At 71.2% G+C, this 22,840-nt stretch carries 19 protein-coding genes; 12 read left to right on the plus strand and 7 right to left on the minus strand.

The window, feature by feature from the left end:
• Positions 1–35: 35 nt before the first annotated feature.
• Together AC6JA9_RS01505 and AC6JA9_RS01510 are read left to right on the plus strand one after the other, a co-directional pair.
• Complete coding sequence (locus tag AC6JA9_RS01505) at positions 36–2,249, plus strand: peptidase domain-containing ABC transporter (protein WP_497958982.1); 2,214 nt, start codon at positions 36–38, stop codon at positions 2,247–2,249.
• Positions 2,246–2,425: a hypothetical protein gene (locus AC6JA9_RS01510; RefSeq protein ID WP_223751872.1), complete on the plus strand. Its 180-nt coding sequence runs from the start codon at positions 2,246–2,248 to the stop codon at positions 2,423–2,425. The genes AC6JA9_RS01505 and AC6JA9_RS01510 overlap by 4 nt, the downstream gene beginning before the upstream one ends.
• A 6-nt stretch (positions 2,426–2,431) precedes the next feature.
• Here the strand turns inward: AC6JA9_RS01510 and AC6JA9_RS01515 are convergent, their stop codons facing one another.
• Together AC6JA9_RS01515 and AC6JA9_RS01520 are read right to left on the minus strand one after the other, a co-directional pair.
• Positions 2,432–3,370 carry an ATP-grasp domain-containing protein gene (locus AC6JA9_RS01515; RefSeq protein ID WP_426748482.1) on the minus strand — a complete coding sequence of 313 codons (939 nt, stop codon included), beginning with the start codon at positions 3,368–3,370 and terminating at the stop codon, positions 2,432–2,434.
• 52 nt (positions 3,371–3,422) lie between these two features.
• Complete coding sequence (locus AC6JA9_RS01520; RefSeq protein WP_426748481.1) at positions 3,423–3,584, minus strand: hypothetical protein; 162 nt, start codon at positions 3,582–3,584, stop codon at positions 3,423–3,425.
• A 118-nt stretch (positions 3,585–3,702) separates the two neighbouring features.
• On the opposite strand from AC6JA9_RS01520, the gene AC6JA9_RS01525 reads away from it, so the two are divergent.
• The 4 genes from AC6JA9_RS01525 to AC6JA9_RS01540 all read left to right on the plus strand — a co-directional run bounded on the left by AC6JA9_RS01525 (position 3,703) and on the right by AC6JA9_RS01540 (position 8,179).
• On the plus strand, positions 3,703–4,614 hold the full coding sequence (locus AC6JA9_RS01525; protein ID WP_497958983.1) for a zinc metalloprotease: 912 nt from the start codon (positions 3,703–3,705) through the stop codon (positions 4,612–4,614).
• Between the two features lie 100 nt (positions 4,615–4,714).
• Complete coding sequence (locus tag AC6JA9_RS01530; RefSeq protein WP_426748479.1) at positions 4,715–6,010, plus strand: M20/M25/M40 family metallo-hydrolase; 1,296 nt, start codon at positions 4,715–4,717, stop codon at positions 6,008–6,010.
• Positions 6,011–6,113: 103 nt separating this feature from the next.
• Entirely contained in the window at positions 6,114–7,274 is a 1,161-nt protein-coding gene (locus tag AC6JA9_RS01535) for a pyridoxal-phosphate-dependent aminotransferase family protein (RefSeq protein WP_267698477.1), read from the plus strand.
• A gap of 296 nt (positions 7,275–7,570) precedes the next feature.
• Complete coding sequence (locus tag AC6JA9_RS01540) at positions 7,571–8,179, plus strand: TIGR02265 family protein (RefSeq protein WP_223751866.1); 609 nt, start codon at positions 7,571–7,573, stop codon at positions 8,177–8,179.
• A gap of 10 nt (positions 8,180–8,189) precedes the next feature.
• Here AC6JA9_RS01540 and AC6JA9_RS01545 read toward each other — a convergent pair whose 3' ends face one another.
• Together AC6JA9_RS01545 and AC6JA9_RS01550 are read right to left on the minus strand one after the other, a co-directional pair.
• Positions 8,190–8,903, minus strand: coding sequence for a ferritin-like domain-containing protein (locus AC6JA9_RS01545; protein ID WP_223751865.1), 714 nt, complete (start codon positions 8,901–8,903; stop codon positions 8,190–8,192).
• Between the two features lie 11 nt (positions 8,904–8,914).
• Positions 8,915–9,607, minus strand: coding sequence for a hypothetical protein (locus AC6JA9_RS01550; protein WP_497958984.1), 693 nt, complete (start codon positions 9,605–9,607; stop codon positions 8,915–8,917).
• 444 nt (positions 9,608–10,051) lie between these two features.
• Between AC6JA9_RS01550 and AC6JA9_RS01555 the strand changes: the two genes are divergently transcribed.
• The 3 genes from AC6JA9_RS01555 (at position 10,052) to AC6JA9_RS01565 (ending at position 13,497) form a co-directional block, all read left to right on the plus strand.
• Positions 10,052–10,420, plus strand: a complete 369-nt coding sequence (locus AC6JA9_RS01555) for a response regulator (RefSeq protein WP_141324131.1) — start codon at positions 10,052–10,054, stop codon at positions 10,418–10,420.
• 97 nt (positions 10,421–10,517) lie between these two features.
• On the plus strand, positions 10,518–12,668 hold the full coding sequence (locus AC6JA9_RS01560; protein ID WP_497958985.1) for a cation:proton antiporter domain-containing protein: 2,151 nt from the start codon (positions 10,518–10,520) through the stop codon (positions 12,666–12,668).
• A 10-nt stretch (positions 12,669–12,678) separates the two neighbouring features.
• Positions 12,679–13,497, plus strand: a complete 819-nt coding sequence (locus AC6JA9_RS01565; protein ID WP_223751862.1) for a helix-turn-helix domain-containing protein — start codon at positions 12,679–12,681, stop codon at positions 13,495–13,497.
• Between the two features lie 10 nt (positions 13,498–13,507).
• Here AC6JA9_RS01565 and AC6JA9_RS01570 read toward each other — a convergent pair whose 3' ends face one another.
• On the minus strand, positions 13,508–14,257 hold the full coding sequence (locus tag AC6JA9_RS01570) for a GNAT family N-acetyltransferase (protein ID WP_223751861.1): 750 nt from the start codon (positions 14,255–14,257) through the stop codon (positions 13,508–13,510).
• 100 nt (positions 14,258–14,357) lie between these two features.
• Between AC6JA9_RS01570 and AC6JA9_RS01575 the strand changes: the two genes are divergently transcribed.
• Positions 14,358–14,816 (plus strand): hypothetical protein, encoded by a 459-nt coding sequence (locus AC6JA9_RS01575; protein ID WP_223782143.1) that lies wholly within the window; start codon positions 14,358–14,360, stop codon positions 14,814–14,816.
• 157 nt (positions 14,817–14,973) lie between these two features.
• The gene (gene gyrB, locus AC6JA9_RS01580) at positions 14,974–17,427 is read left to right on the plus strand and encodes a DNA topoisomerase (ATP-hydrolyzing) subunit B (protein WP_223782144.1); all 2,454 of its coding nucleotides are present in this window, start codon (positions 14,974–14,976) and stop codon (positions 17,425–17,427) included.
• A 114-nt stretch (positions 17,428–17,541) separates the two neighbouring features.
• Here gyrB and AC6JA9_RS01585 read toward each other — a convergent pair whose 3' ends face one another.
• Positions 17,542–18,564: a hypothetical protein gene (locus tag AC6JA9_RS01585; protein ID WP_408888418.1), complete on the minus strand. Its 1,023-nt coding sequence runs from the start codon at positions 18,562–18,564 to the stop codon at positions 17,542–17,544.
• A gap of 130 nt (positions 18,565–18,694) precedes the next feature.
• Here AC6JA9_RS01585 and AC6JA9_RS01590 point away from each other — a divergent pair, with 130 nt between their 5' ends.
• Positions 18,695–19,324: an FMN-binding negative transcriptional regulator gene (locus AC6JA9_RS01590; RefSeq protein ID WP_223782146.1), complete on the plus strand. Its 630-nt coding sequence runs from the start codon at positions 18,695–18,697 to the stop codon at positions 19,322–19,324.
• A 445-nt stretch (positions 19,325–19,769) separates the two neighbouring features.
• On the opposite strand, the gene AC6JA9_RS01595 is transcribed toward AC6JA9_RS01590, so the two are convergent.
• A complete protein-coding gene (locus tag AC6JA9_RS01595; RefSeq protein ID WP_497958986.1) occupies positions 19,770–22,598 on the minus strand; it encodes a protein kinase domain-containing protein in 2,829 nt (942 codons plus the stop codon).
• Positions 22,599–22,840 lie beyond the last annotated feature (242 nt).

A 22,840-nucleotide genomic window follows, 5' to 3' on the forward strand; every position in this document is an offset into this window, starting at 1 on the left:
GGTTGCCCCCGGCGCTCCGTGATAGCGATTGCGCCGTGCCCCGCTCCCGGCTCGCCGTCGCCCTGGAACCGTATCCACTGCGCCACCAGCTCGAGGAGGCGGACTGCGGGCCGGCGTGTCTGGAGATGGTTGCGGCGTATCACGGCGCCACGCACTCGCTCGCCGCGCTCAAGGACCTCTCCCACGTCCAGGCGGTGGGCACCTCGTTGCCGGACCTCGCCAGCGCCGCGGAGAAGGTCGGCTTCAAGGTCCGCGCCTTCCACGTCGACGACCCCACGGACCTCGAGGACGAGGAGGGCCGGGCGCTCCTCCCCGGCATCGCGCACTGGGACGACCACCACTTCGTCGTCCTCTACGCCGTCACCCCGAAGGAGGCCGTCGTCGGGGACCCGGAGCAGGGCCTGCGGCGCATCCCGCGCGCGAAGCTCGGCGAGCACTGGGATGGAATCCTCCTCTCGCTGGAGGCCACCGAGGCCCTCTTCCGTCCCCTCCCCACCGCGCCCGTCACGTCCCGCCGCTTCGGCGCGCTGCGACGCTTCGGACGGGGCCTCTTGCGCTACCGCCTGCTGCTGTTCCAGGTGTTCGTCACCACGCTGCTGCTCCAGGCGCTCGCGCTCGCACAGCCGCTGCTCATCCAGGGGCTCGTGGACAAGGCCGTGGGCGGCCGGGACGTCTCCCTGCTCACCGCCGTGGGCGTGGGGCTGGCGGTGCTGCTCGTCGCGCAGGTCGCCGTGTCGATTGCGCGCGGCGCGGGCCTCTTCCTGTTGTCGCGAGGCTTCTCCGCGCTGCTGCTCGCGCAGTTCTGGCGGCGCCTGTTGTCCCTGCCGGTGGCGTTCTTCGCGCGGCGTCACCGGGGAGACCTGCTCAAGCGCATCGAGGACCACCAGCGCATCCGCCGCATCCTCCAGGGCGCGTCCGTGTCCGTGCTGTTGGACCTGGTGATGCTCGTGGGCTACGGCGCCGTGCTGTTCCTCTACGACCGCGCCGTCTTCGGCCTCTTCGCGGGCGGGGCCGCGGTGTACGCGGTGTGGACGCTCTTGCTGATGCCGCGCCGCACGGTGCTGGACCACCAGCGCTTCCGCGTCGCGGCCGAGGCCAGCCGGCTGGAGCTGCAGATGCTCGGCGGCATCCAGACGCTCAAGGCCTGCGGCGCCGAGCGACAGGCCCGCACGCGCTGGGAGAAGCTCCAGGCCCGCGAGGCCGAGGCCGCGCGCCGCATCTGGCTGCACGACACCGTGCACACCTCCGGCGCGCAGCTGGTCAATCAGGCCGTGTCCATGGGCATCCTCGTCTACGAGGCGCACCTGGTCCTCGAGGGCCGGCTCACGCTGGGGCAGATGGTGGCGACGCTCGCGATTCTCGGCCTCGCGCTCGCGCCCATGCAGAACCTGGTGATGTTCATCCACCAGCTCCAGGACGTGGTCATCTCCCTGCGCCGCGTGGACATCGTCTACGAGTCCACGCCCGAGCTGCGCGACGACACCGCGCAAGGCACCGGCGCCCTCACCCGCGCCCCCGAGCTGCGCCTGGACCACGTCACCTTCCGCTACGGCTCTCCCAACGAGCCGCCCGTGCTGGACGACGTGAGCTTCACGCTGCCCGCGGGGAAGATGACCGCCATCGTCGGCCGCTCCGGCGCGGGCAAGACGACGCTCACCCAGGTGCTCTACGGCCTGTATCGCCCCGAGCAGGGCCGGGTGCTCTACGACGGCCAGCCGCTGGAGACCTTCGACCCGGTGGCGCTGCGCCGCTCGGTGGCCTTCGTCTTCCAGAAAACCGATATCTTCGACGGCACCCTCGCGGAGAACATCGCCCTGGGCGATGACACGCCGGACGCGGAGCGACTGCTGCACGCCGCGCGCACCGCGTGCCTGGATGAGCTGCTCGCGCTGCCCAACGGCCTCAAGACGCGCATCGGCGAAGCGGGCGTGCGGCTGTCCGGTGGCGAGGAGCAGCGGCTCCAGCTCGCGCGCGCCATCTATCGCAATCCGCGCGTGCTCTTCCTCGACGAGGCCACCAGCCACCTGGACGCATCCCTGGAGCGGGCGATCACCGAGGCCCTCCAGCGTGAGGCCGCCGGACGCACGCTCGTCGTCGTGGCCCACCGCCTGTCCACCGTGCGCCGCGCGGACAAGATTGTCGTGCTCGACCAGGGGCGCGTCGTCGAGGAAGGCACCCACGACGAGCTGGTGCTCATCCCCGGCGGCCGCTACCGCGCGCTCGTCGAGAACCAGATGGAGCAGCGATGACGTCCCCCCGTGACGACGAGGACCTGGACGCGGACCCGGCGATGACGGAGGAGCTGCGCGCGGTGATGCACCCGCGTCCCCATCGCCCGCTGCTGTTCACCGCCGCGCTGGTGCTCGTCCTCGGCGCGCTGGCGTGGGGGGCCTCGCGCACCGTGCTCGCCGCGCTGTGGCGATAGCGCGCCTCAGCCGCCCCGCGCGTGCTTCGCCAGCGCCCGCGTGAAGTGCCCGGCCACGTCCGTGCCTCCGCCCGCGTCGAAGCCGAGGAACATGGGCGAGCCGTTGAGCTCCAGGAACTTCAGCTCACCGTCCACGCCCCGCTTGAGGTCCAGCCCCGTCCAGCGCAGGCCGAGCACCTCGCACGCCCTCACGCACTGCCGCGCCACCGCGTCCGGGAGCACCACCTGCTCGATGCGCTCCTCGTTCTGCCGGAAGTCCAGCGCGGAGGTGACGATGTGCAGGCTCGCGATGACCTCGCCATCCAGCACGAAGACGCGGATGTCCTCGCCGGGCAGCAGCTCCTGGAAGGTGACGGGAGACGCGGCCAGCGCCGCGAGCCGCGCGTCCGTGAGGTCCTCCGGCAGGAGCTCCTGCGTCGCGGCCCCGCCCATGACGGGCTTGTAGGCCACGCGTCCGCCCGAGGCGAAGCGGCGCACCGCCTCCGGCTCGTTCGTCCACAGCGTGCGAGGCACCGGCAGCCCCGCGGCCCCGAGCGCGCTCAGCTGCACGGGCTTGTGCAGCCCCCAGTCCGCCGAGGGCGGGTTGTACAGCGGCACCCCCAACCGCTCCCACCGGCCCAGCACCCCCAACAGGAACGTGGCCTTCTCGCGGAACACGGTGAGCGTGGTGCGCCAGTCCTCCGCCATCGCCTCCGAGGCGTCGACCCCGTGCGCCAACGGATGCGTGTGCAGCCCGCGCAGGTACGCCGCGGCGGGGCGCCCCAGCTCGCGCCCGTCCACGCGGATGCCAGCCAGGTCCTCGGTCAGCGACATCCGCGTCTCGTCGGGGAACGTCAGCGTGTCCACCACGACGCTCGCCACACCCAGGGCCTCCAGCCTCCGGCCCACCTCCTGGATGTGGATGTCCTCCCGGGAGCCCACCAGTGCCACCACGCCAGTCGTCATGGACGCGAAGCGAAGCAGATGCTCGGTGGGAGCTCCAGGGACGCGCACCGCGTCAATCGCGCGGGCCGCTGTCCGGCGGCTTCGACTCCTCGCCCACCGCCATCGTCGTCATCGGCTTGGGGCCGCCGGGCTTCCCCGTCCCGGGCGGCTTCGGCGTCTCCCCCAGCTCCGTGATGAACAGCTCCCGCCGACGATGAATGGATTTGCGCGTCATGGTGTGTCCTCCACGGACATTCCAATCCCACCCCCGCCGTCGCACCAGGGGACGGTTTGACTATGAGACAGCTTTTCGTGGAAAATACGTATTCCACGCATTTTCCGAGGAGTCGGGAATGTCCAGCTTCGTTGCGCGTCGCAGTGGCCGTTTCTCCGTGGTCATCGGTGTCCTGGCGTTGCTGTCCGGCTGTTCGAGCGCTCCGGAGTCCCAGCAGCCGGAGCCCACGCCTCCGGCGGCCGAGGAGCAGCCCGGTCAGCAGGCCATCGAGGGTCGCGGCTGCGGCGTGAACCCGACGCACGAGGAGATGGCGGACATGGAGCGCCGCTTCCAGTCGGAGCGCGCGGTGTCTGCCTTCGCGCGTCCGAACGGCTCGGTGAACATCCCCGTCTACTTCCACGTCATCAACAAGGGCACGGGCGTGGCGAACGGCGACATCACCACGGCCATGATTACCAACCAGATTGCGGTGCTGAACGCCGCGTACGCGAACACGCCGTTCAAGTTCACGCTGACGGCGACGGACCGCACGACGAACAGCACCTGGTACAACCTGGGCTCGGGCTCGTCCGCGGAGCGCGCGATGAAGACGGCGCTGCGCAAGGGCGGCAAGAACGCGCTCAACATCTACTCGGCGAACCTGAGCGGCGGCCTGCTCGGCTGGGCGACGTTCCCCTCCAGCTACGCCAGCAACCCGACGATGGACGGCGTGGTGATTCTGTACTCCAGCGTGCCGGGCGGCAGCGCGTCGCCGTACAACCTGGGTGACACGGGCACGCACGAGGTCGGCCACTGGCTGGGCCTGTACCACACGTTCCAGGGCGGCTGCTCCACCACGAACGACTCCGTCAGCGACACGCCGGCGGAGGCCTCGCCCGCGTACGGCTGCCCCACGGGTCGCAACACCTGCTCCGCCGCGGGCAACGACCCCATCACCAACTTCATGGACTACACGGACGACTCCTGCATGAACACGTTCACCACGGGCCAGGCGGCCCGCATGGACTCGCAGGCGCTGACCTACCGCTGAGCGCGGCCCGCTGAAGTCTCGACGCCGGGGCTCTGCATGGGGCTCCGGCGTCGTCGTTTTCAGTGACATCCTGTCGGCACCTGGGCTCCAATCCGCGCCCATGTCCGCGCTCATGTTGAAGGAAGACCGCTTCCTGGATGTGCTCCGCCGTCTCATCGCCCTGACGCCCCGGTTGCAGAACAACCTGGAGGCGGGGCTGGTGCCCCAGGAGCGGCTGGCCGCGCAGGTGGTGCTGGACACGCTGGCCCCGCACATCGCCAGCGGCTTCATCCACGCGGAGGCCCTCGCGTCCCAGGGCAACGAGTCGCGCGTCAGCCTGGTGCTCACCGTGAAGGGCACGGGCGAGGGCGCGGTGGGCTTCGTGGGCGCGCACTTCGACGTGGTCCCCGCGGACCAGGTCGCCGAGGGCTGGGAGCGCAGCCCCTTCGAGCTGTGGGAGGGCCCGGACGGCGTGCTCTACGGGCGCGGCGTCACCGACTGCCTGGGCCACGTCGCGGTGGCCACGGACCTGCTCGCGCAGCTGGCGGAGGCCAACGTGCGCCCGCGCCGCACGCTCAAGGTGGTGCTCATCGCCAACGAGGAGGCGGGGGATTTGCCCGGCCTGGGCCTGAGCTACGTGGCCGAGCAGGGCCGGCTCAAGGACCTGGTGGGCCAGCCGGTGTACTGGCTGGACAGCGCCAACTTCGGCCCCACCGTGGGCACCGCGGGCAACAGCGTGTGGGAGCTGAAGGTGACGGGCGTGGGCGGCCACTCGGGCATGCCGCAGAACTGCGTGAACGCGCTGGAGCTGGCGATGGCCGCGTCGCTGGAGCTGGGCCGCTGGTTCCACGCGCGCTACCCGCCCAACGAGGACGAGAAGCGCTGGGGCTTCCTCGCGACCTCCAGCCTCAAGGCCACCGTGATGGAGGCGGCCAACACCAAGGAGAACAAGATTCCCGGCGACGTGGTGGTGAAGGGCGACGTCCGCCTGACGCCCTTCCACGACATGGCCGAGGTGCGGCGCGCCACCGAGGACTTCGTGCGGGAGCTGGACGCGCGGCTGGAGCGCGGTGAGGTCCCCGCCGGCTGGCCTCGCACGCGCACCGAGGACGGGCGGCGCGGCCGGCTGGCCCTGCGCTTCCAGGGCGGCGGCACCGAGGGCATCGCGTGCCGGCTGGACTCGCCCGGCCTCCAGGCGCTGAAGGACGCGATGAAGGCCGTGCGCGGCGTGGACGCGCAGCCCTTCTCGCTCACCGGCTCGCTGCCCCTGGTGAGGGACCTGCAGCGCCAGGGCTGCGACGTGCAGATAACAGGCTTCGGGGACATGAAGTACTACCACGCGCCGAACGAGCAGGCGCACCTGCAGGACTTCCGGCAGGGGTTCTCCATCCTGTGGGAGCTGCTCGAAAGACTGTGAGTGCGCCCTGGCGGGGCCCACGCTCCCGCCCGTCGTCCCCCGTGCCTATACCGTGACGCCCAACCGCTCGGAGCCCCCGAGCCCCCTGAGGAGTGGTGACGCCGTGAGAGAACTGCTGATGATTCCGGGGCCCGTGGAGTTCGAGGAAGAGGTGCTGCGCGCGCTGGGCGCCCCCTCGCTCAGCCACACGGACCCGGCCTTCATCGTCACCTTCGGCCGGGCGCTGCAGCGGCTGCGCGAGGTGTGCCTCGCCCCTTCCGCGCAGCCCTTCGTCGTCTCCGGCTCCGGCACCCTGGCCATGGAGATGGCCGTGGCCAATCTGGTGGAGCCCGGCGACGCGGCCCTCGTGGTGAACACCGGTTACTTCAGTGACCGGATGGCGAAGATTCTCGAGCGGCACGGCGCGAAGGTGACGCACGTGCGCGCCTCCCCGGGCGACGCGCCCTCGGTGGCGGAGGTGAAGTCCCAGCTGGAGCGCGGCGGCTTCAAGGTGATGACCGTCACGCACGTGGACACGTCCACGGGCGTGCTCGCGCCGGTGGAGGGACTGGTGAAGGCCGCGCGCGCGCTCGGCGTGCTGTCGGTGGTGGACGGCGTCTGCGCCACCGCGGGCGAGGTGTTCCACCAGGACGCGTGGGGCGCGGACGTGTACCTGACGGCGAGCCAGAAGGCGGTGGGCGTGCCGCCCGGCCTCGCGCTCGTCACCGCGAGCCCCCAGGCGATGGCGGCGTGGAAGGGCCGCAAGGCGCCGGTGGCCAGCGTGTACTCGGACTGGGCGGAGTGGCTGCCCATCATGGAGGCGTACGCGGGCGGCAAGCCCTCGTACTTCGCCACGCCGCCCGTCAACCTCGTCAGCGCGCTGGACGTGAGCCTGGGGCAGATTCTGGCCGAGGGCATGGAGGCGCGCTTCGCCCGTCACCAGCGCCTGGCCCGCGCCTTCCGCGCCGCGTGGAGCGCGCTGGGCCTGCGCCTCTTGCCCGTGTCGGAGGCGGTGACGGCGAACACGCTCAGCGCCGTCTACTACCCGGAGGGCGTGGACGCCTCGCTCGTCGGGCGCGTGAAGGCCGAGGGCGTGGTGATTGCCGGCGGGCTCCACCCGGACCTCAAGACGCGCTACTTCCGCGTGGGCCACATGAACCGCGTGGGCCCCGGCGACGTGCTCGTCACCGTGGGCGCCGTGGAGCGCGCCCTGCTCGCCGCCGGTCACCGGGCGGAGGCCGGCGCGGGCCTGCGCGCCGCCGAGTCCGTGCTCGCCGCCCGCTGACCCGGGCGCCGCCCGGGAAGGGCCCTTCCCCGCACCTCCCAGGTCCCCCGCACCCCGAGGGACCTCCAGGCTCGTGGCCTCCGAGACGTCCATGTGCCTGGAATCCGGGCGTTTCGTACGCTGGCGGAACCTGGTCCGGACCCCGGGGCCATCTCGAACCATTCGACAGGGGTAGAAAAATATGAGAGGGTTGGTACCTAGGAAGTGGGGGGAATCCGGCGAACACAGAAAGACCTGAGCAGCGCCGGACGTGTCCCCTGAGCCGAGGCAGTGCGAGCCCCTCGGGGGAGACGACCATGTACGTGAGCATGGATGTGAGCGGTGGTGGCGCGGCGTGGGAGCTGGAGCAGCGTCGGCTGGCCGCGACCGAGGACGACCAGGCGCGCGGGATGTTCTTCCGCGGCGCGCTGCACGTCATCGCGTTCCTGGGCGGAGAGGGCTCCGTCGCGCGGTGCAAGGGCGTGGCGGGCGTGTGGGAAATCAACCCGTTCCAGCTCTACTCGGTGTCGCGCTACCTGCGCATGGTGTCCACGGCGGCGCGGCTGCTGGCGCCCCGGCAGGGCGGCTTCGACGAGGTGCTCGAGCGCATGGGCGCGCAGGCCACGGTGGACTTCCTGGCGTCGCTGTTCGGTCGGGAGCTCCTGGCGGAGTCGGCGGGCAGTCCCCGGCTGCTGCTCGAGTCCCTGGGTGACGCGTACCGCATGGCGGTGAGCTACGGGGAGCGCTACCCGGTGTGGACGGGCGAGCGCAGCGCGCGCTTCATCATGCGCCGCGACTTCATGCCCGCCGCGTACCACGAGGGCGTGCTGCGCGGCGCGCTGGAGGCGGTGGGCGCCCGCGACGTGCGCGTGAGCGGGCGGCAGGTGGCGCTGCTGGACAGCGAGTTCGAGCTGTCCTGGCGGTAGGGCTTCTTCGTCAGCCCGCGTCTCCGACGGCGAGGTCGGGCTCCGCGCCCAGCCCCTCGCCGCCGCCCAGCTCCTCGGTGGAGGCGACGAAGGGGCGGGGCACCACGCGCGAGGCGTCGAGCGCGGGCGCCATCTCCAGGCGCGATTCGACGAGGGCCGTGAGCACCGCGAAGTGCTGCGCGTGGATGCCCTGGATGGAGGCGAGCACGAAGCGCGTGTTCGGCGTCTGGATGGAGGCGAGCACGCGGGTGAAGGCGATGATGGAGCGGCGCTCCTCGTTGGCCGACAGCTTCAGGACGTTGCCGACGGAGGGCTTGAAGCCCGCGGGCGGCGCGTAGGAGACCGTGTCCTCGCGCACGGGGATGGCGCCCAGGTCCGTCATCGTCCGGGCGAGCAGCGCCGCGTGCGCGGCGTGATGCTGCTGGAAGGCCTGCGCCAGCCCGAGCGCGAGCACGGCCAGCTCCCGCTCCGCCTGGGGGCGCGCCGGGTCATCGCGCGCGGCCACGAGGCGCGAGGTGGCCTGGGCGTAGGCCGCGACGAGCGAGTACTCGGCGGCGAGCAGCGTGTTGAGGGCGCCCACCTCCCGGGCGCGCTCGATGGGGTTCACCTCCTGGTTCGGCCGGTACTCCATGGGGGCATCACAGGCCCCGAGCGCGTGGGCGCCCGTGGCGAGGCCCAGGCATTGGAGGACGCGGCGGCGGGCGAGGCGCGGGTTCGCAGTCATGGGGGGCTCCTTCAGCGGGTCACGTCGTAGAAGGGCAGCCCGGTCTCGTCGTCGAGGCCCGCGCCGTCGTCCAGGCTGATGGCCAGCGAGCGCGGAACCCACGCGGCGACGAGGCTCGCGAGCGCGTCCGCGGGCTGGTTCGCGGTGGCCGCGGGCGGGGTGGCGAGGCCGCGCGCGAGCAGGTTCAGCACGACGAAGCGCTGGGAGGCGACCGCGCCGAGGCTCGCGGCGAGCCCTCCGTTGGCGTCGAGCCTCAGGGCGGTCTGCGCCTGGGTGCAGGTGAGCGCGCACGCCTTCTCCAGGTTGGTCAGCAGGTCGAGCGCGTTCTGGAGGCAGGGCGCGAAGTCCTCGGGGAGCCTCGCCGTGCCCGCGCCCACGTCGTCGGTGCCTCGCTGCTGGACGAGCGCGTCCACCAGCCGTTCGGCGTGCTCCGCGTGCTGCTGGCGGAAGCGCGAGAGGAGCGCCTCGAGCAGCCCCCGGAAGGCGAACAGCGCGTCGGTGGCGGGCGCGGCCGCGAGCACGCCGGCCAGGGCGTCATGCGTCGCGACGGCGTCACGCTCGGCGGCGAGCAGCGCGCGCACCACCGGCAGGTCCTCCTTGATGCTTCGCTGGGCGTGGGCGCGCGAGGTGGCCGTGAGCAGGCCCAGCCCCGCGACGGCGGCGGCGTGCCCCAGCGCGGCACGGCGAGAGAGTGCTTCGGTCATGGTGCCCCCCGGCTTCCGTCCGCGCGCGCTGGCGGGCCTCCATGACCCCCTTCGGTCCTCGCGCGGGCGAGGCAAGGAGATGGGGGCGGGCCCTCTCGCGCGCACGTCCTGAAACACGGGGACGGTGTCTCCGAGACAGAGGAGGTCGCACCCTTAGGTCTCGGGGGTGAGGCCCCGTTCGCCCCCGAACGCGTATCGACTCCCAGCACCCGAGAGTCCGCGCGGTCGCTCGTCACCCAGCGCGCTTCACTGCTTCACGAGGAATCCCCAGATGCACACGCCGCCGTTGGCTCGTATTGGCCAATGCTCAACACCGCGCCGACAACACGACACGAGCCTGGGGCGGAGCGCCCGCCTCCCGTCGAGACATGTGACGTATGCGTCGGTGGCGCGAGATAGTCTCGAGGCCGTCGGGTGGTCGGGTCGAGAGAAGGAGGCGAGTGCGTGACTGGGCCGTTGCTGGTGGTGGACGACGACGCGGACCTGCGCGAGGCACTGGAGGAGGTGCTGCGCGACGCGGGCTATTCGGTGACGGGGGCCATCAATGGCAAGCACGCGCTCGACGTCCTCGGGGACATGTCGTCGCTGCCCGTGCTCGTGCTGCTCGACATGATGATGCCCGTGCTGGATGGCGCCGGCTTCGCGCGGGCCATGCGCCAGGTGCCCGCGTGGCGTGACATCCCCGTGCTCGTCTTCTCCGCGTCCGCCAACGCCCGCCAGGTGGCGGAGGAGATTGGCGCGTGTGGACACCTGCGCAAGCCCGTGGACGTGGACACGCTGCTGGACGCCGTGCGCAGACACCAGGCGGCCTGACGTCCCTCCCCCTCCCCGCGCGCAATGCGCGTTTGACGCTGCGCGAGGTGGGCTGGTAAGTGCTCACTTAACAGGCGCGCTCGCCGACGGAGGCCGGATGCATTTCAACCCGCTCACGCTGCTCATCACGCAGCTCATCGTCATCATCGGCGTGTCGAGGTTGATTGGCCGGGGCGCGCGCTGGTTGGGCCAGCCGCTGGTCATCGCGGAGGTGGTGGCGGGCATCGTGCTGGGGCCGTCGCTGTTGGGGTGGCTGGCGCCGGACCTGATGGACGCGCTGTTCCCGGCCAGCTCCATGCCCGTGCTCAAGATGTTGAGCCAGGTGGGCCTGGTGCTGTTCATGTTCCTCATCGGCCTGGAGCTGGACCCGAAGATGCTCAAGGGCCGGGGCCATGCGTCGGTGGCCATCAGCCACACGAGCATCGTGGTGCCCTTCATCCTGGGCGCGGTGGCGGGCGCGCTGTGGCTCTACAAGTCGCTGTCGGACCCGAGCGTGCCGTTCTCCTCGTTCGTGCTCTTCATGGGCGTGGCGATGAGCATCACGGCCTTCCCGGTGCTCGCGCGCATCCTCGCCGAGCGCGGGCTGCTGCAGTCGCGCATCGGCGCCATCGCGATTACGTGCGCCGCGGTGGATGACGTCACGGCGTGGTGCCTGCTGGCCTTCGTGGTGTCCATCGTCCGCGCGGCGAGCCTGGCGGAGGCGGCGCTCACCACGGCGTTCGCGGTGGGCTACATCGCGTTCATGCTGCTGGCGGTGCGGCCGTTCCTCGCCCGGCTGGGCGCGCGCGTGGCCAGCCGCGAGGGCCTGACGCAGAACGTGGTGGCGGGCACGCTGCTGTTGCTGCTCGCGAGCGCGCTCGCCACGGAGCTCATCGGCATCCACGCGCTCTTCGGCGCGTTCCTCTTCGGCGCCGTCATCCCCAAGGAGGGGGGGCTGGCCGAGGCGCTGGTGGAGAAGCTGGAGGACACGGCGGTGGTGCTGCTCCTGCCCCTGTTCTTCGCCTTCAGCGGCCTGCGCACGCAGATTGGCCTGCTCAACACGCCGGAGGCCTGGATGACCTGCGGGGTCATCATCCTGCTGGCCTGTCTGGGCAAGTTCGGCGGCAGCGCGGTGGCGGCGCGGCTGACGGGCATGCGCTGGCGCGAGGCGGGCGCCGTCGGCATCCTGATGAACACGCGCGGGTTGATGGAGCTCATCGTCCTCAACCTGGGCCTGGACCTGGGCGTCATCTCGCCCACGCTCTTCACCATGATGGTCATCATGGCGCTGGTGACCACGTTCATGACCACGCCGCTGCTGCGCCTCATCTACCCGCTGGAGGAGATGGCGCGCGACAAGCTGGAGCTGGCGCCGGCCACGGCCCCGGGCCTGACGCCCTACACGATGCTGATGTGCGTCTCCCATCAGCAGGCCGGGCCGGGCATGGCCACGCTGGCCAAGGCGCTCTCCGGCACGGAGGCCACGCAACTGCACGCCCTGCACCTGGTGCACCCGGAGCGCGTGTCCCTGCGCGAGGCCGAGCCGCGCGCCGGGGCGTCCGAGGAGTCCGCCGAGGGCGAGGGCGCGCTGGCGCCGCTGCTCGGCCGGGCGCGGAGCCTGGGGCTGTCGGTGCGGCCGCTGTCGTTCGTGTCCACGGAGCCCGCGCAGGACATCCGCCGCACGGCCGAGGCCCGGCGCGCGGACCTGGTGCTGCTGGGCTGGCACAAGCCGCTGTTCAGCCAGACGGTGCTGGGCGGCACGGTGCACGAGGTGATGAAGGACGCGGCCGGCGGCACGGTGGCGGTGCTGGTGGACCGGGGCCTGTCCGACGTGAAGCGGGTGCTGGTGCCCTTCATCGGCAGCCGGCATGACCGCGCGGCGCTGAAGCTGGCGCGGCGGCTGATGAAGCAGGCGGGCGCGGACGTCACCGTGCTGCACGTGACGTCCCACGAGAACACCCACGCGCGCGCGCAGGTGGAGGAGCTGTTCCCCGCGGCGGAGGGCTCGGCCGTGCGGCTGAAGGTGGTGCGGCACGAGTCCCCGGAGGACGCGGTGCTCGAGGAGATCCGCCAGGGAGGCTACGACCTGCTGGTGGTGGGCATGGGCGCGCAGTGGGGCCTGGAGGACCGCGTCTTCGGGCTGCACCGCGAGCGCATCATCCGGGACGCGCCGGGCTCGCTGCTCGTGGTGCACGAGTCGGAGCCGGTGACCCAGGCCGTCGCCGCCGCGGACCCGGTCTCCCCTCGGACGGCGGCCTCGAGGAGCTGAGCACACCACCATGCACCTGGGTGCGACGCTGCGACTGTTGCGGGTGGACGCGGGCCTGTCCCTGAGGGACCTGGCAAGGCGCATCGGTGTGTCGAGCGCGTACCTCAGCCGGGTGGAGAACGGCGTGGACGCGCCGCCCACGGTGGAGCGGCTCACGGCGATTGCCCGGGAGCTGGACGTGCCTCCCAGCCTGTTGATGGATGTGGCGAACCGGGTCAGCCCCTACGTGTCCGAGTACCTGGAGGACGTGCCGGGCTCCGGGACGCTCTTCCTGGAGCTGGCGCGGCGTCGGCTGTCGGGGGCGCAGCTGGCCCGGGTGCGCGACTTCCTGGACGCGGAGTTCCCCGTGCGCAGGGGGCCCTCGGACGCGCCGGTGCCGGCGCTGGCGCCGCTCCTGGCGCCCGAGCGGATGGTGCTCCAGCTGTCCTGCGAGGGCTGGGAGGACGTGCTGGACGTGGTGGCGGGGCGGCTGGCGGTGGAGCTGCCCGGCGTGGACGCGCCGCGCCTGGCGGAGAGCCTGCGCCGGCGCGACATCACGTCCTCGTGCGCGGTGGGCGGCGAGGTGGCCGTGCCCCACGTCTTCGTGCCGGGCGCATCCCCCGTGGCGGCCCTGGTGACGCTGGCCAAGGGGCTGGCGGTGGACACGCCCGACGGCCGTCCGCTGCGGCTGGTGGTGGCGGCGGTGGACGGGGAGCTGGGGCGCGTGCGGCTGGTGCGCATGGCGCACGTGGCCCGGCTCGCCGCGCGAGGGCTGTCCGCGCGGCTCGGCGAGGCGCGCCAGCCCTCGCAGGTGTTCGCCATCCTGGAGGAGCTGGAGGCGCTGCGCTGAGGCTTTCTCCTCAAGCGACGCGCGCCCAGTTCACCCAGTCCCCCAGCTCGCGGTAGCCGAGCTTGCGGTACACGCTCCGGCCCTGCTCGGTGGCCTGGAGCACGGAGGCGGCGAGGCCCCGGGCGCGGGCCCCGGAGAGCAGGCCCTTCATCACCTCCGCGGCCAGCCCCCGGCCCCGCGCCTCCGGCAGCGTGACGACCATGTACACGCCCGCGGTGTCGTCCACGTCCAGGCTGAAGCCGCACGCCAGCGCGCGGCCCTGCTCGCGCGCGACCAGCGTGTGCACGGGCAGCCGGGGCGGCTGGTTCCACACGCAGAGGAGGTCGTCCCACTTGCCCCAGACGCGGACGTTGAGCGCCACCATCTCCTCCTGGGATTCGGTCTCCACGAGGGGGAAGGTGGGGCGCTCGTCCGGGATGTCCGCCAGCGCCAGCCCCATGGCGGGCAGCCGGTTGTCGGGGCGATAGCCGTGCGCGCCCAGCAGCCTGGCCCCTTCGTCCTGGCCGGGCAGCACCGCCACGCGCCAGGCGGGGATGCCCTGGCGCCGGTAGAAGTCCTCCAGCGCGGGCAGTCCCTCGGCGAGCGCCTGGGTCGTCCGGAAGCAGGCCTGCTGGAAGTGGGACTCGGCGGGATGGGTCGGCAGGCTGAAGGCATCCAGGCCCGGGGCGCCGAAGTGGCGCAGCATGCCCCGCTCCCGTTGCAGGTGCTTGAAGGCGATGACGTTGGTGAGGAGGCGGTCGTTCAGTTCGGCATCGGTCATGGGACGCCCCCAGCCTAGGGTGCCCGCGCCGGGCGGCGAACATCGCACCGCGCAAAAGCGCGCACCCGTCCTCCAGGACGGGTAGGGTGCGCCCGCACTCATGACGAGCCAGCGCTTCTACGCCTTCGACCCTCGCGTCCCCCGTATCGCGCTCTTCCTGGGCGCCTGCGTGCTGGCGGTATTGACGGCCTGGGCCCTGGCCAACGCCCAGGACGGCGGCGGCGTGCAGGAGCTGGCTCGCGCCGGGGTGAGCGCGGGGCTGATGCTCGCCTTCCTCGTGGCCCTCCACCGGCTGCGCCCGCGCACCGGCTGGGGCGTCACCCTGGACGCGCGCGGCGTGCGCGTGGCCCGCCCCTTCAGCGCCAGCGAGCTGGATTTGCACTGGGGCCAGATTGATTCGGTGCGCCGGCTCGGTCGGCGGGGGAACGTGCTCGGTCTGTTCCTCAAGGAAGAGGGACGGGTGCTCGTCACCCGGCATCTCTTCGCCCGCAAAGCTGTTTTCGAGGAGTTGATCTCCGCGCTGGAGGAGCGCCTGCCGCCGCCGCGGTTCGACGCCTGAACCCCCGCTCCCGGGGCGCCGCCGCCCGAGGGGGCGGCCAAGCGATTTTCACGAATATTTACGCAGCTTTGCGCGGGCTCGTTACTCTTGTTCAGTGTGCCTCTAAATGGTAGGCACAGGCCTTCTGCAAGGCTCCTTTTCCCAAGGACAGCATCACATGGAAAAGACCCCCGCTACTGGCGCCGAGGTCGCTTTGCCGCCCGTGGAGTATGGGACCGATAGCATCACCAAGCTCGAGGGCCTGGAGGCCGTTCGCAAGCGCCCTGGCATGTACATCGGCGACACGATGACCTACGGGCTCCACAAGCTCGTGTACGAGGTCGTCGACAACGCCGTGGACGAGGCGCTCGCGGGCCACTGCACGGACATCGAGGTCGTCATCCACGTGGACGGCTCGCTGAGCGTCCAGGACAACGGGCGCGGCATCCCCGTGGGTCCTCACCCCGACCCCAAGTTCAAGGGCAAGGACACGCTGGAGGTCGTCCTCACGGAGCTGCACGCCGGCAGCAAGTTCGGCAACGGGGCCTACAAGGTCTCCGGCGGACTGCACGGCGTGGGCGTCACGTGCGTGAACTTCCTCTCGGAGTGGTTCAAGGTCCGCGTCCAGCGCGCCGGCAAGGTGTTCGAGCAGGCCTACTCCCGAGGCGTCTCGCAGGGGGCGCCGCAGGAGGTGGGCACCACCGACAAGCGCGGCACGCTCATCGCGTTCAAGCCGGACAGCACCGTGATGGAGACGGTGGACTTCAACTTCGAGACGCTCAGCCAGCGGCTGCGTGAGCTGGCGTTCCTCAACGCGGGGCTGCACATCAGCATCCGCGACGAGCGCACGAACAAGGAGCACGACTTCAAGTTCGACGGAGGCATCTCCTCGTTCGTGGAGTTCCTCAACAAGTCGAAGCAGGTGCTGCACGACAAGCCCATCTCCTTCCAGGTGGAGAAGGACGGCGTGTCGCTCGAGCTGGCCATGCAGTGGAACGACGGCTACGACGAGCGCATCTACACCTTCGCCAACAACATCAACACCCACGAGGGTGGCAGCCACCTGTCCGGCTTCAAGGCCGCGCTGACGCGCACGCTCAACAGCTACGCGGAGAAGGGTGGCCTCTGGAAGGACCTGAAGGAGGCGCCCGCGGGCGAGGACGCGCGCGAGGGCCTGTCCGCGGTCATCTCCGTGAAGCTGCCCAACCCCCAGTTCGAGGGGCAGACGAAGACGAAGCTGGGCAACAGCGAGGTGAAGGGCCTGGTCGAGCAGATGGTCAACGACCAGCTCGCCACCTTCCTGGAAGAGACGCCCATGGTGGGCAAGAAGATCGTCGCCAAGATTGGCGATGCGTGCCGGGCGCGCATCGCGGCGCGCAAGGCGCGTGAGACGGTGCGCCGCAAGGGCGTGCTGGACGGCGGCGGCCTCCCCGGGAAGCTGGCGGACTGCCAGAGCCGCGACCCGCACGAGAGCGAGCTGTACATCGTCGAGGGTGACTCCGCAGGTGGCTCCGCGAAGCAGGGGCGGGACAGGCGCAACCAGGCCATCCTCCCGTTGCGCGGCAAGATTCTGAACGTGGAGAAGGCGCGCTTCGAGAAGATGCTGACGAGCGCCGAAATCGTCACGCTCATCACGGCGCTGGGCACGGGCATCGGGCCGGAGGACTACAACCCGGAGAAGTCGCGCTACCACCGCATCATCCTGATGACGGACGCCGACGTGGACGGCAGCCACATCCGCACGCTGCTGCTGACGTTCTTCTTCCGGCAGATGCCGGAGCTCCTGCAGAAGGGCTACCTCTACATCGCGCAGCCGCCGCTCTACAAAGTCACGCGCAACAAGAAGGACAAGTACGTCAAGGACCAGCGCGCGCTGGACGAGTACCTGCTGGGCATCGCCACGGAGCACGGGCGGGTGCTGACGCCCTCGGGCGAGGTGGGTGGGGCGGACCTGAAGGCGCTGCTCGAGAAGGTGATTACGTACGAGGAGCGGCTGGAGAAGCAGGCGAAGCGGCGCGACGCGCGGGTGGTGGACGCGGTGGTGCAGGGCGCGCGGCTGACGTCGGAGGTGCTGGGCGACGAGGCGGCGCTGGCGGCGGCGGTGAAGGGCGCGTACGCGGAGTTCGAGCGGCGCATGCCGGACGTGCTGGGCCGGGTGTCGCACGAGGTGGAGACGGACACGGAGAACGGGACGAAGAAGCTGGTGTTCCGCACGGACGTGAACGGCGCGATGCGGCCGACGGTGTTCGACCACGCGTTCCTGTCGTCGCCGGAGTACGTGGAGCTGGTGGCCCTGCGGGATGCGTTCAAGTCCCTGGGGGACGCGCCGTACAAGGTGAAGGTGGATGCCGGGACGGTGACGGCGTACTCGGTGCAGGAGGTCCACGCGGCGCTGCGCAAGGACGCGCAGAAGGGCCTGGGCCTGCAGCGCTACAAGGGTCTGGGCGAGATGAACCCGGAGCAGCTCTGGGACACGACGATGAATCCGCTCACGCGCACGCTGCTGCAGGTGCGGGTGGAGGACGCGGTGGAGAGCGACGAAATCTTCTCGCTGCTGATGGGCGAGGCGGTGGAGCCGCGGCGCGAGTTCATCGAGCGCAACGCGCTGGACGTGCAGAACCTCGACATCTGAGGCGCCGTCTCCCGGCCTGAGGCCGGGGATGCGCGGACTCATGGGGCGCGGTGCCGGAAGCAGGCGCCGCGCCCCGTGTCGTTTCAGGGGCCTGGGGTGGAGTATGCCGAGGCCTCAGCGCCCGCCACCGCCCGCGCCACCCCCGGGACCACCGCCCCGAGGTGGCTTGCCACCGAACCCTCCGTCACGGGGCCCGAGCGGACGCGCGGGCAGGGTGATGGCCTCGCCATCGAGCGTGGCCTGTCCGCACTCGGGTCCGAACACCAGCGTGTTCGTGGTTCCCTCCGCACCCGTCCGCACCTGCGTGCCAGCGAGCGGCCACGCGCAGACGGACGGCGGCACCCGGACGATGCCCGTGAGCGTCACCGAGGACGCGCTGCCATCCGCGAGCGTCGCGGTGAGCGTGCCGTTGCTGGTGCGCGTGGGCGTGTCCGCCTCCGCGTCGAAGTTCTCCTCCAGCGAGCCCGTGAGGTGCAGGCTGTCGAGCACCGTCCCTGCCGCGTCGAGGTGCGTGCGCGTCGTGTCGACGGTGACAGCGCGGCTGAGCGTCTGGCGAGCGCCGGGCACTCGCACCGAAGTGGAGGCGATGCTGCCCGCCATCTTCGCGCTCCGCCCATCCTCCAGGGTGTGGGTGATGTCGTGCGTGGACTGCTGCTCGAAGCGCAGCGGCGAGTCCTCACCGCACGCCTCGACCGGGGCGATGGCCGTCACCACCTCCACCGTGCCCGAGGAGACCACACCCGTGGCCTCACCGCGCTCGGAGTCCTCGGGCCGGGGGCCGCCACCCGGCGCGGGCGGCCGCTCCCATCCACAACCTCCGCCACGGGGCCCACGGGCGCGCGCCTGGCAGTCTGTCCAGGACAGATGGAGCTCGGAGGGGAAGCGCTGTCCGCAGACCTCCACCTCGGCGGTCTCCGGCTCGGCGTCGCACTGGAAGCCCTCGTGCTCCCAGCGACGCACCTCGAGCGGCAACCCCTCCAGGAACCGGGAGCCGAGAGGCACGTCCGCGGACTGCGCCTCGTTGATGGCTCCCGCGACGGCGACCACGGCTTGCTGCTCGGTGGTGTCCTGCGTCTTCTGGGCGCCACAGCCCGCGCCAACCAGCGCGGCCGCCAACATGCCTGCCTTGAGCTTCATGGTGTCTCCCCGCAACACACGTCGAAGCGCGCGCCGGCCCCGCGCACGAGAACCAAGGTAGGGGACAAACCTTGCGCGGTTCTTAAGCCCCGGTTGACGCGGTGGCCCCACCCGGGGGACGCAAGGGGGCATGTACATCCCCCGCCACTTCGAGGAACGGGACGCGGAGCGTCTCATGTCGCTGATGACGCGGCACGCCTTCGCCGTGCTGGTGACGATGGACCAGGACGGCGCGCCCTTCGCCACGCACCTGCCGTTCCTCGTCGAGCGGGACGCGGCGGGCGCGCTGCGACTGCTCGCGCACATGGCGTTGCCGAATCCGCAGTGGCGCACGTTCCCCGCCGAGCGCGACGCGCTGGTCATCTTCCAGGGGCCCCACGCCTACGTGTCACCCACCTGGTACACGACGGGCTCCCAGGTGCCCACGTGGAACTACGCCACGGTGCACGCGTACGGCAGGCCCAGCGTCATCGAGTCTCGCGACGAGGTGCTGCGCATCCTGCGAGACACGGCGGCGCGCTACGAGGCCGGCAACGCTCCCCCGTGGACGATGGAGCAGTCCCAGGAGTACGTGAACCGGCTGCTCGGCGGCATCGTCGCGTTCGAGCTCCGGGTGACGCGGCTGGAGGGCAAGTTCAAGCTCAGCCAGAACAAGGGCGAGGCGGACCGCAAGGCCGTCATCTCGGCGCTGGAGCACAGCCCGTTCCCGGGGGACGGCGAGCTGGCGGCGCTGATGCGCTCACGCGAGGAGCCTGGATAGACTCGTGGGCCCGGTGCCCTCCTCGGCTCCGCGCCCACGTGCCTTTCCCGTCTTGTCGAGCCGGGCCACGAGTGCGACACGGGCCCCGATAGCCCTTACGGCGGGAAGCTGTCAGCTCGCATCGCGCCCCGTCTGAATGCGGGGTGCGACAGGGACAGGTTAGGCACCCCGCCCAGTTCCGGGAACGCATGTCGCCGAGCCCCCGATGAACGGCTCCGGCTCATGCTCGCCGACCGGGAGGCGCATGGAGGGCTCGCCCCGTCGCCTGCTACCCCAGAGCGGAGGGGGCAGGTCGACCCAGCACCTGGGCGCGTGAGCGAGCGAAGCCGGGGCCCGCGTGTCTGTCGTCCGAGTCCACCGCCTCTCCGCGCGGCCGACCTCCCTGGATGGCGGCGCCACGAGGAGGACGCCGCTCGCGAGAAGCGTCCGTTCCGACTGGGCCTGACTACCGCTCCGAGCGGCGCGAGCCCTTGAGCGCGGCGGCGCGCTCCTTGCGCGTCATCGCCGTGGCATCGACGATGTCCACCTCGAGCGCGCCCTGGTTGTCCTCGCGCTTCACGTCCGGGAAGAAGCAGCGCAGGTCCTCGGTGTCGGTGATCTGGTAGCGCTTGCCCGTCTCGAGGATGCGATGGGTGGCGCGCACCGAGGCCGGCTCCGTGCCCCGCTCGACGCACAGCATCTGCTGGATGCGCCCATTCGCCCCCGGGCGCACCTCCGCGAAGTCGTCGCGCACCGTGAACAGGTACGTCGCGCGCGGATTCAGGCCGCGCAGCACCACCTGGTGCTCGGGCTTGAGCTGCACGGCGTGCTCCTTCGCGTCGAACGTGAGCGAGCGCGGCGGCACATACGCGGACTGCCGGAGGTTCACGCGCACCGTGCCGCTGTTGTCCTCCGGCCCATTGTCATCCACCGCGAACACATGCAGCCTGCGCGCGTTCTTGATGGTCCGCGTGGACGCGCTCAACAACCCGAAGCTCGAGTCCGCCGGGCCCTCGCCCTCGATGAAGTACACCAGCGTCCCCGACGCGGTCCCCCGGCCCTCGGCCAGCGACGCGCTGCCCTGCGTCCACACCGAGTAGGACAGCGAGGGGTTCAGGTCGATGGAGGCCGTCGAGTACTCGGGGATGGGCGCCGCGTTGTACTGGGGCCGCAGCACCAACAGCCGCGTGGGGTAGTCCACCTCATGAAGTGCCCGCTGCGACGCGGTCATCTTCTCGACCGCGGCCTGCGGCTGCTCGGCGGGCTTGCCCTCCGCCGCCACGGCCACCGTGCCCGCGTCGTCCGTCGCCGCGCCGCCGCCATCCTGCTCGGCCCCGACGAGGGACACGACGTCGTCATCCGCCTTGTCGTCCACGGGCGCCACCGCGACGGGCGCGGGCTCCGGAGGCTTGAGCGCCTCCAGCTCCGCGTTCATCGGCTCCAGCAACACCGACGCCGGGGTGAAGCGGCGGATCCACGTCGAATACCCGGGCATCGTGAGCGCCAGGGTGTTGGCCTCGCCCACGCGCACGCCGTCCAGCGTCACGGGCGTCTTGCCCGGCACGTCCTTGCCGTTGAGGTTCACGCTGGCGCCCGCGGGCGTGGACGTGATTCGCAGCGTGGTGGTGTGGACCGCCACCGCCTCCGGGGGCGGGTCGGACTTGATGACGAAGTGGTAGAAGAGCGCGACGAACAGCAGGACGATGGCGGACCCGAACATGTAGAGGGTCATCGTCCGCATGTCCTTCTGCCGCTTCGCCCCGCGCTCGGCCTCCTCGCGGGCCAGCTTCTCGCGAGCCTCGTCCGCCGCGGTGCGGAACCCCGTCCCCGTATACGTGCGCGCCGAACCCGAGGGCTGCGGCGCCACCGCCTGCGCGGTGACGACGGGAATTTCCACCGGCGTGTCCCGGGGGTCGTCGCCCATCGCGGCCACGGCGGCGGGGACCACCGTGGGCACGTACGTCTTGAGGATGTCGATGCCCGCGTCCGTGGCGGGCTCGTCCGGAAGCTCCGGGACGGGCGGACCGGGGCGCTCGTAGGAGCCGGACTTGCGGCCCGCGCCGGTGGTCTCCGCGCGCGGGATGCCGGTGTTCGTCGCACGGCGTCCACCCGCGCTCGACACCTTGCGCATGTCGGGGTTGCTGCCCGGCGCGGAGCGTCGCGCGCCGTCACTCGGGGGCCGCGCGCCTCCCTCGCTGCCGGGCCTGGAGCGCATGCCGGGGCTCGAGGGCCGCGACACGCTCCCCGACGACAGGGGCCGGGCCCGGCCCTGCGACGGCTCCACGATGCCCGCCTGCCACAGCGCGACCTGCTCCTTGAAGGCGGGCGTCACCTCCGCCTTGCGCCCCTCCGCCATCAGCTCCTCGGCGAAGAGGTACGCCATGAGCTGCGACAGCATCGTCGGCGTGAAGCGCGGGTTGTCGCGGTAGAGCAGCTCCACCAGCGACTCGCTCAGCTCCTTCGCCGTCTGGTAGCGCGCCTCCCGGTCGATGGCCATCGCGTTGCCGATGACCGTCTCCAAGTCCGGGCTCACCGTCGGGTTGTTCGCCGACGGCGGCAGACAGTCCCCCGTGAGGATGCGCGGCAGGACGGTGACGAACTCGCCCTCGTAGGGGCGCTTGCCGCACACCATCTCGTAGAGCACCACGCCCGCCGCGTACACGTCCGTGCGGGCGTCCAGGTCCTGCCGGCCCTGCGCCTGCTCCGGGGAGAAGTACGGGTACTTGCCCTTGAGCGTGCCCGGAGACGTCTTCGCCTCCACGGCGCTGGTGGCCTTGGCGATGCCGAAGTCGATGACCTTGACCTCGCCCTCGTAGGAGATGAGGACGTTGTCGGGCGAGACGTCCCGGTGCACCAGGCCCATCTCCACGCCGTCCTCGCCCACGTGGCGGTGCGCGTAGTCCAGGCCGTCACACAGCTTGCTGGCCACATGCAGCGCGAGCGGCTCCGGGAAGAACCCCATGCCCGCGCGCTGCGCGCGGCGCAGCACCTTGGACAAGGGCTGGCCCTGCACCAGCTCCATGGCGATGAAGTACTGGCCGCCCACCTCGCCGAAGTCGAAGACCTGCGCGATGTTGCTGTGGCTCATGCTGGCCACCAGCCGCGCCTCGCCGATGAACATCTCGACGAAGTCCGCCTCGTCCACGAAGTGGGGGAGGATCTGCTTGATGACGCAAGGCTTCGTGACGCCCGCGGCCCCCGTCATCCGGGCGCGGTAGGTGACGGCCATGCCGCCCGCGGCAATCTTCGAAAGAAGGACGTACTTGCCGAACTGCTGAGGGGGGGATTCCGCCACGTTTACAAGGCCAGGTCAGGTCGTCGTGAAACACCAAGCATACTCTTGTTCCATTGAAAGTCCCGGAACGGGCTCCAGTCGCATGCGAACGCGTCACCAGGGTGTTCCGTGCCTCGGGGCCTGGTGGAAAACCGAGACCTGAGTCATCCCTCACCTCGCCCGGGTGGCCTGTCGCGGGGGTGTGACAGCTCTCGGACTGAGGGGGCTGGGGGTCTCAGAATGATTCGTCGCGGTCGGGGGAT

The sequence above is a fragment of the Myxococcus sp. MH1 genome (assembly GCF_059738865.1).

Excerpts from the sequence above, each read along its gene's own strand:
- AC6JA9_RS01510 (WP_223751872.1), top strand. The coding sequence starts at position 2,246 with ATGACGTCCCCCCGTGACGACGAGGACCTGGACGCGGACCCGGCGATG.
- AC6JA9_RS01515 (WP_426748482.1), bottom strand. The coding sequence starts at position 3,370 with ATGACGACTGGCGTGGTGGCACTGGTGGGCTCCCGGGAGGACATCCAC.
- AC6JA9_RS01520 (WP_426748481.1), bottom strand. The coding sequence starts at position 3,584 with ATGACGCGCAAATCCATTCATCGTCGGCGGGAGCTGTTCATCACGGAG.
- AC6JA9_RS01525 (WP_497958983.1), top strand. The coding sequence starts at position 3,703 with ATGTCCAGCTTCGTTGCGCGTCGCAGTGGCCGTTTCTCCGTGGTCATC.
- AC6JA9_RS01530 (WP_426748479.1), top strand. The coding sequence starts at position 4,715 with ATGTCCGCGCTCATGTTGAAGGAAGACCGCTTCCTGGATGTGCTCCGC.
- AC6JA9_RS01540 (WP_223751866.1), top strand. The coding sequence starts at position 7,571 with ATGTACGTGAGCATGGATGTGAGCGGTGGTGGCGCGGCGTGGGAGCTG.
- AC6JA9_RS01545 (WP_223751865.1), bottom strand. The coding sequence starts at position 8,903 with ATGACTGCGAACCCGCGCCTCGCCCGCCGCCGCGTCCTCCAATGCCTG.
- AC6JA9_RS01550 (WP_497958984.1), bottom strand. The coding sequence starts at position 9,607 with ATGACCGAAGCACTCTCTCGCCGTGCCGCGCTGGGGCACGCCGCCGCC.
- AC6JA9_RS01560 (WP_497958985.1), top strand. The coding sequence starts at position 10,518 with ATGCATTTCAACCCGCTCACGCTGCTCATCACGCAGCTCATCGTCATC.
- AC6JA9_RS01565 (WP_223751862.1), top strand. The coding sequence starts at position 12,679 with ATGCACCTGGGTGCGACGCTGCGACTGTTGCGGGTGGACGCGGGCCTG.
- AC6JA9_RS01570 (WP_223751861.1), bottom strand. The coding sequence starts at position 14,257 with ATGACCGATGCCGAACTGAACGACCGCCTCCTCACCAACGTCATCGCC.
- AC6JA9_RS01575 (WP_223782143.1), top strand. The coding sequence starts at position 14,358 with ATGACGAGCCAGCGCTTCTACGCCTTCGACCCTCGCGTCCCCCGTATC.
- gyrB (WP_223782144.1), top strand. The coding sequence starts at position 14,974 with ATGGAAAAGACCCCCGCTACTGGCGCCGAGGTCGCTTTGCCGCCCGTG.
- AC6JA9_RS01585 (WP_408888418.1), bottom strand. The coding sequence starts at position 18,564 with ATGAAGCTCAAGGCAGGCATGTTGGCGGCCGCGCTGGTTGGCGCGGGC.
- AC6JA9_RS01590 (WP_223782146.1), top strand. The coding sequence starts at position 18,695 with ATGTACATCCCCCGCCACTTCGAGGAACGGGACGCGGAGCGTCTCATG.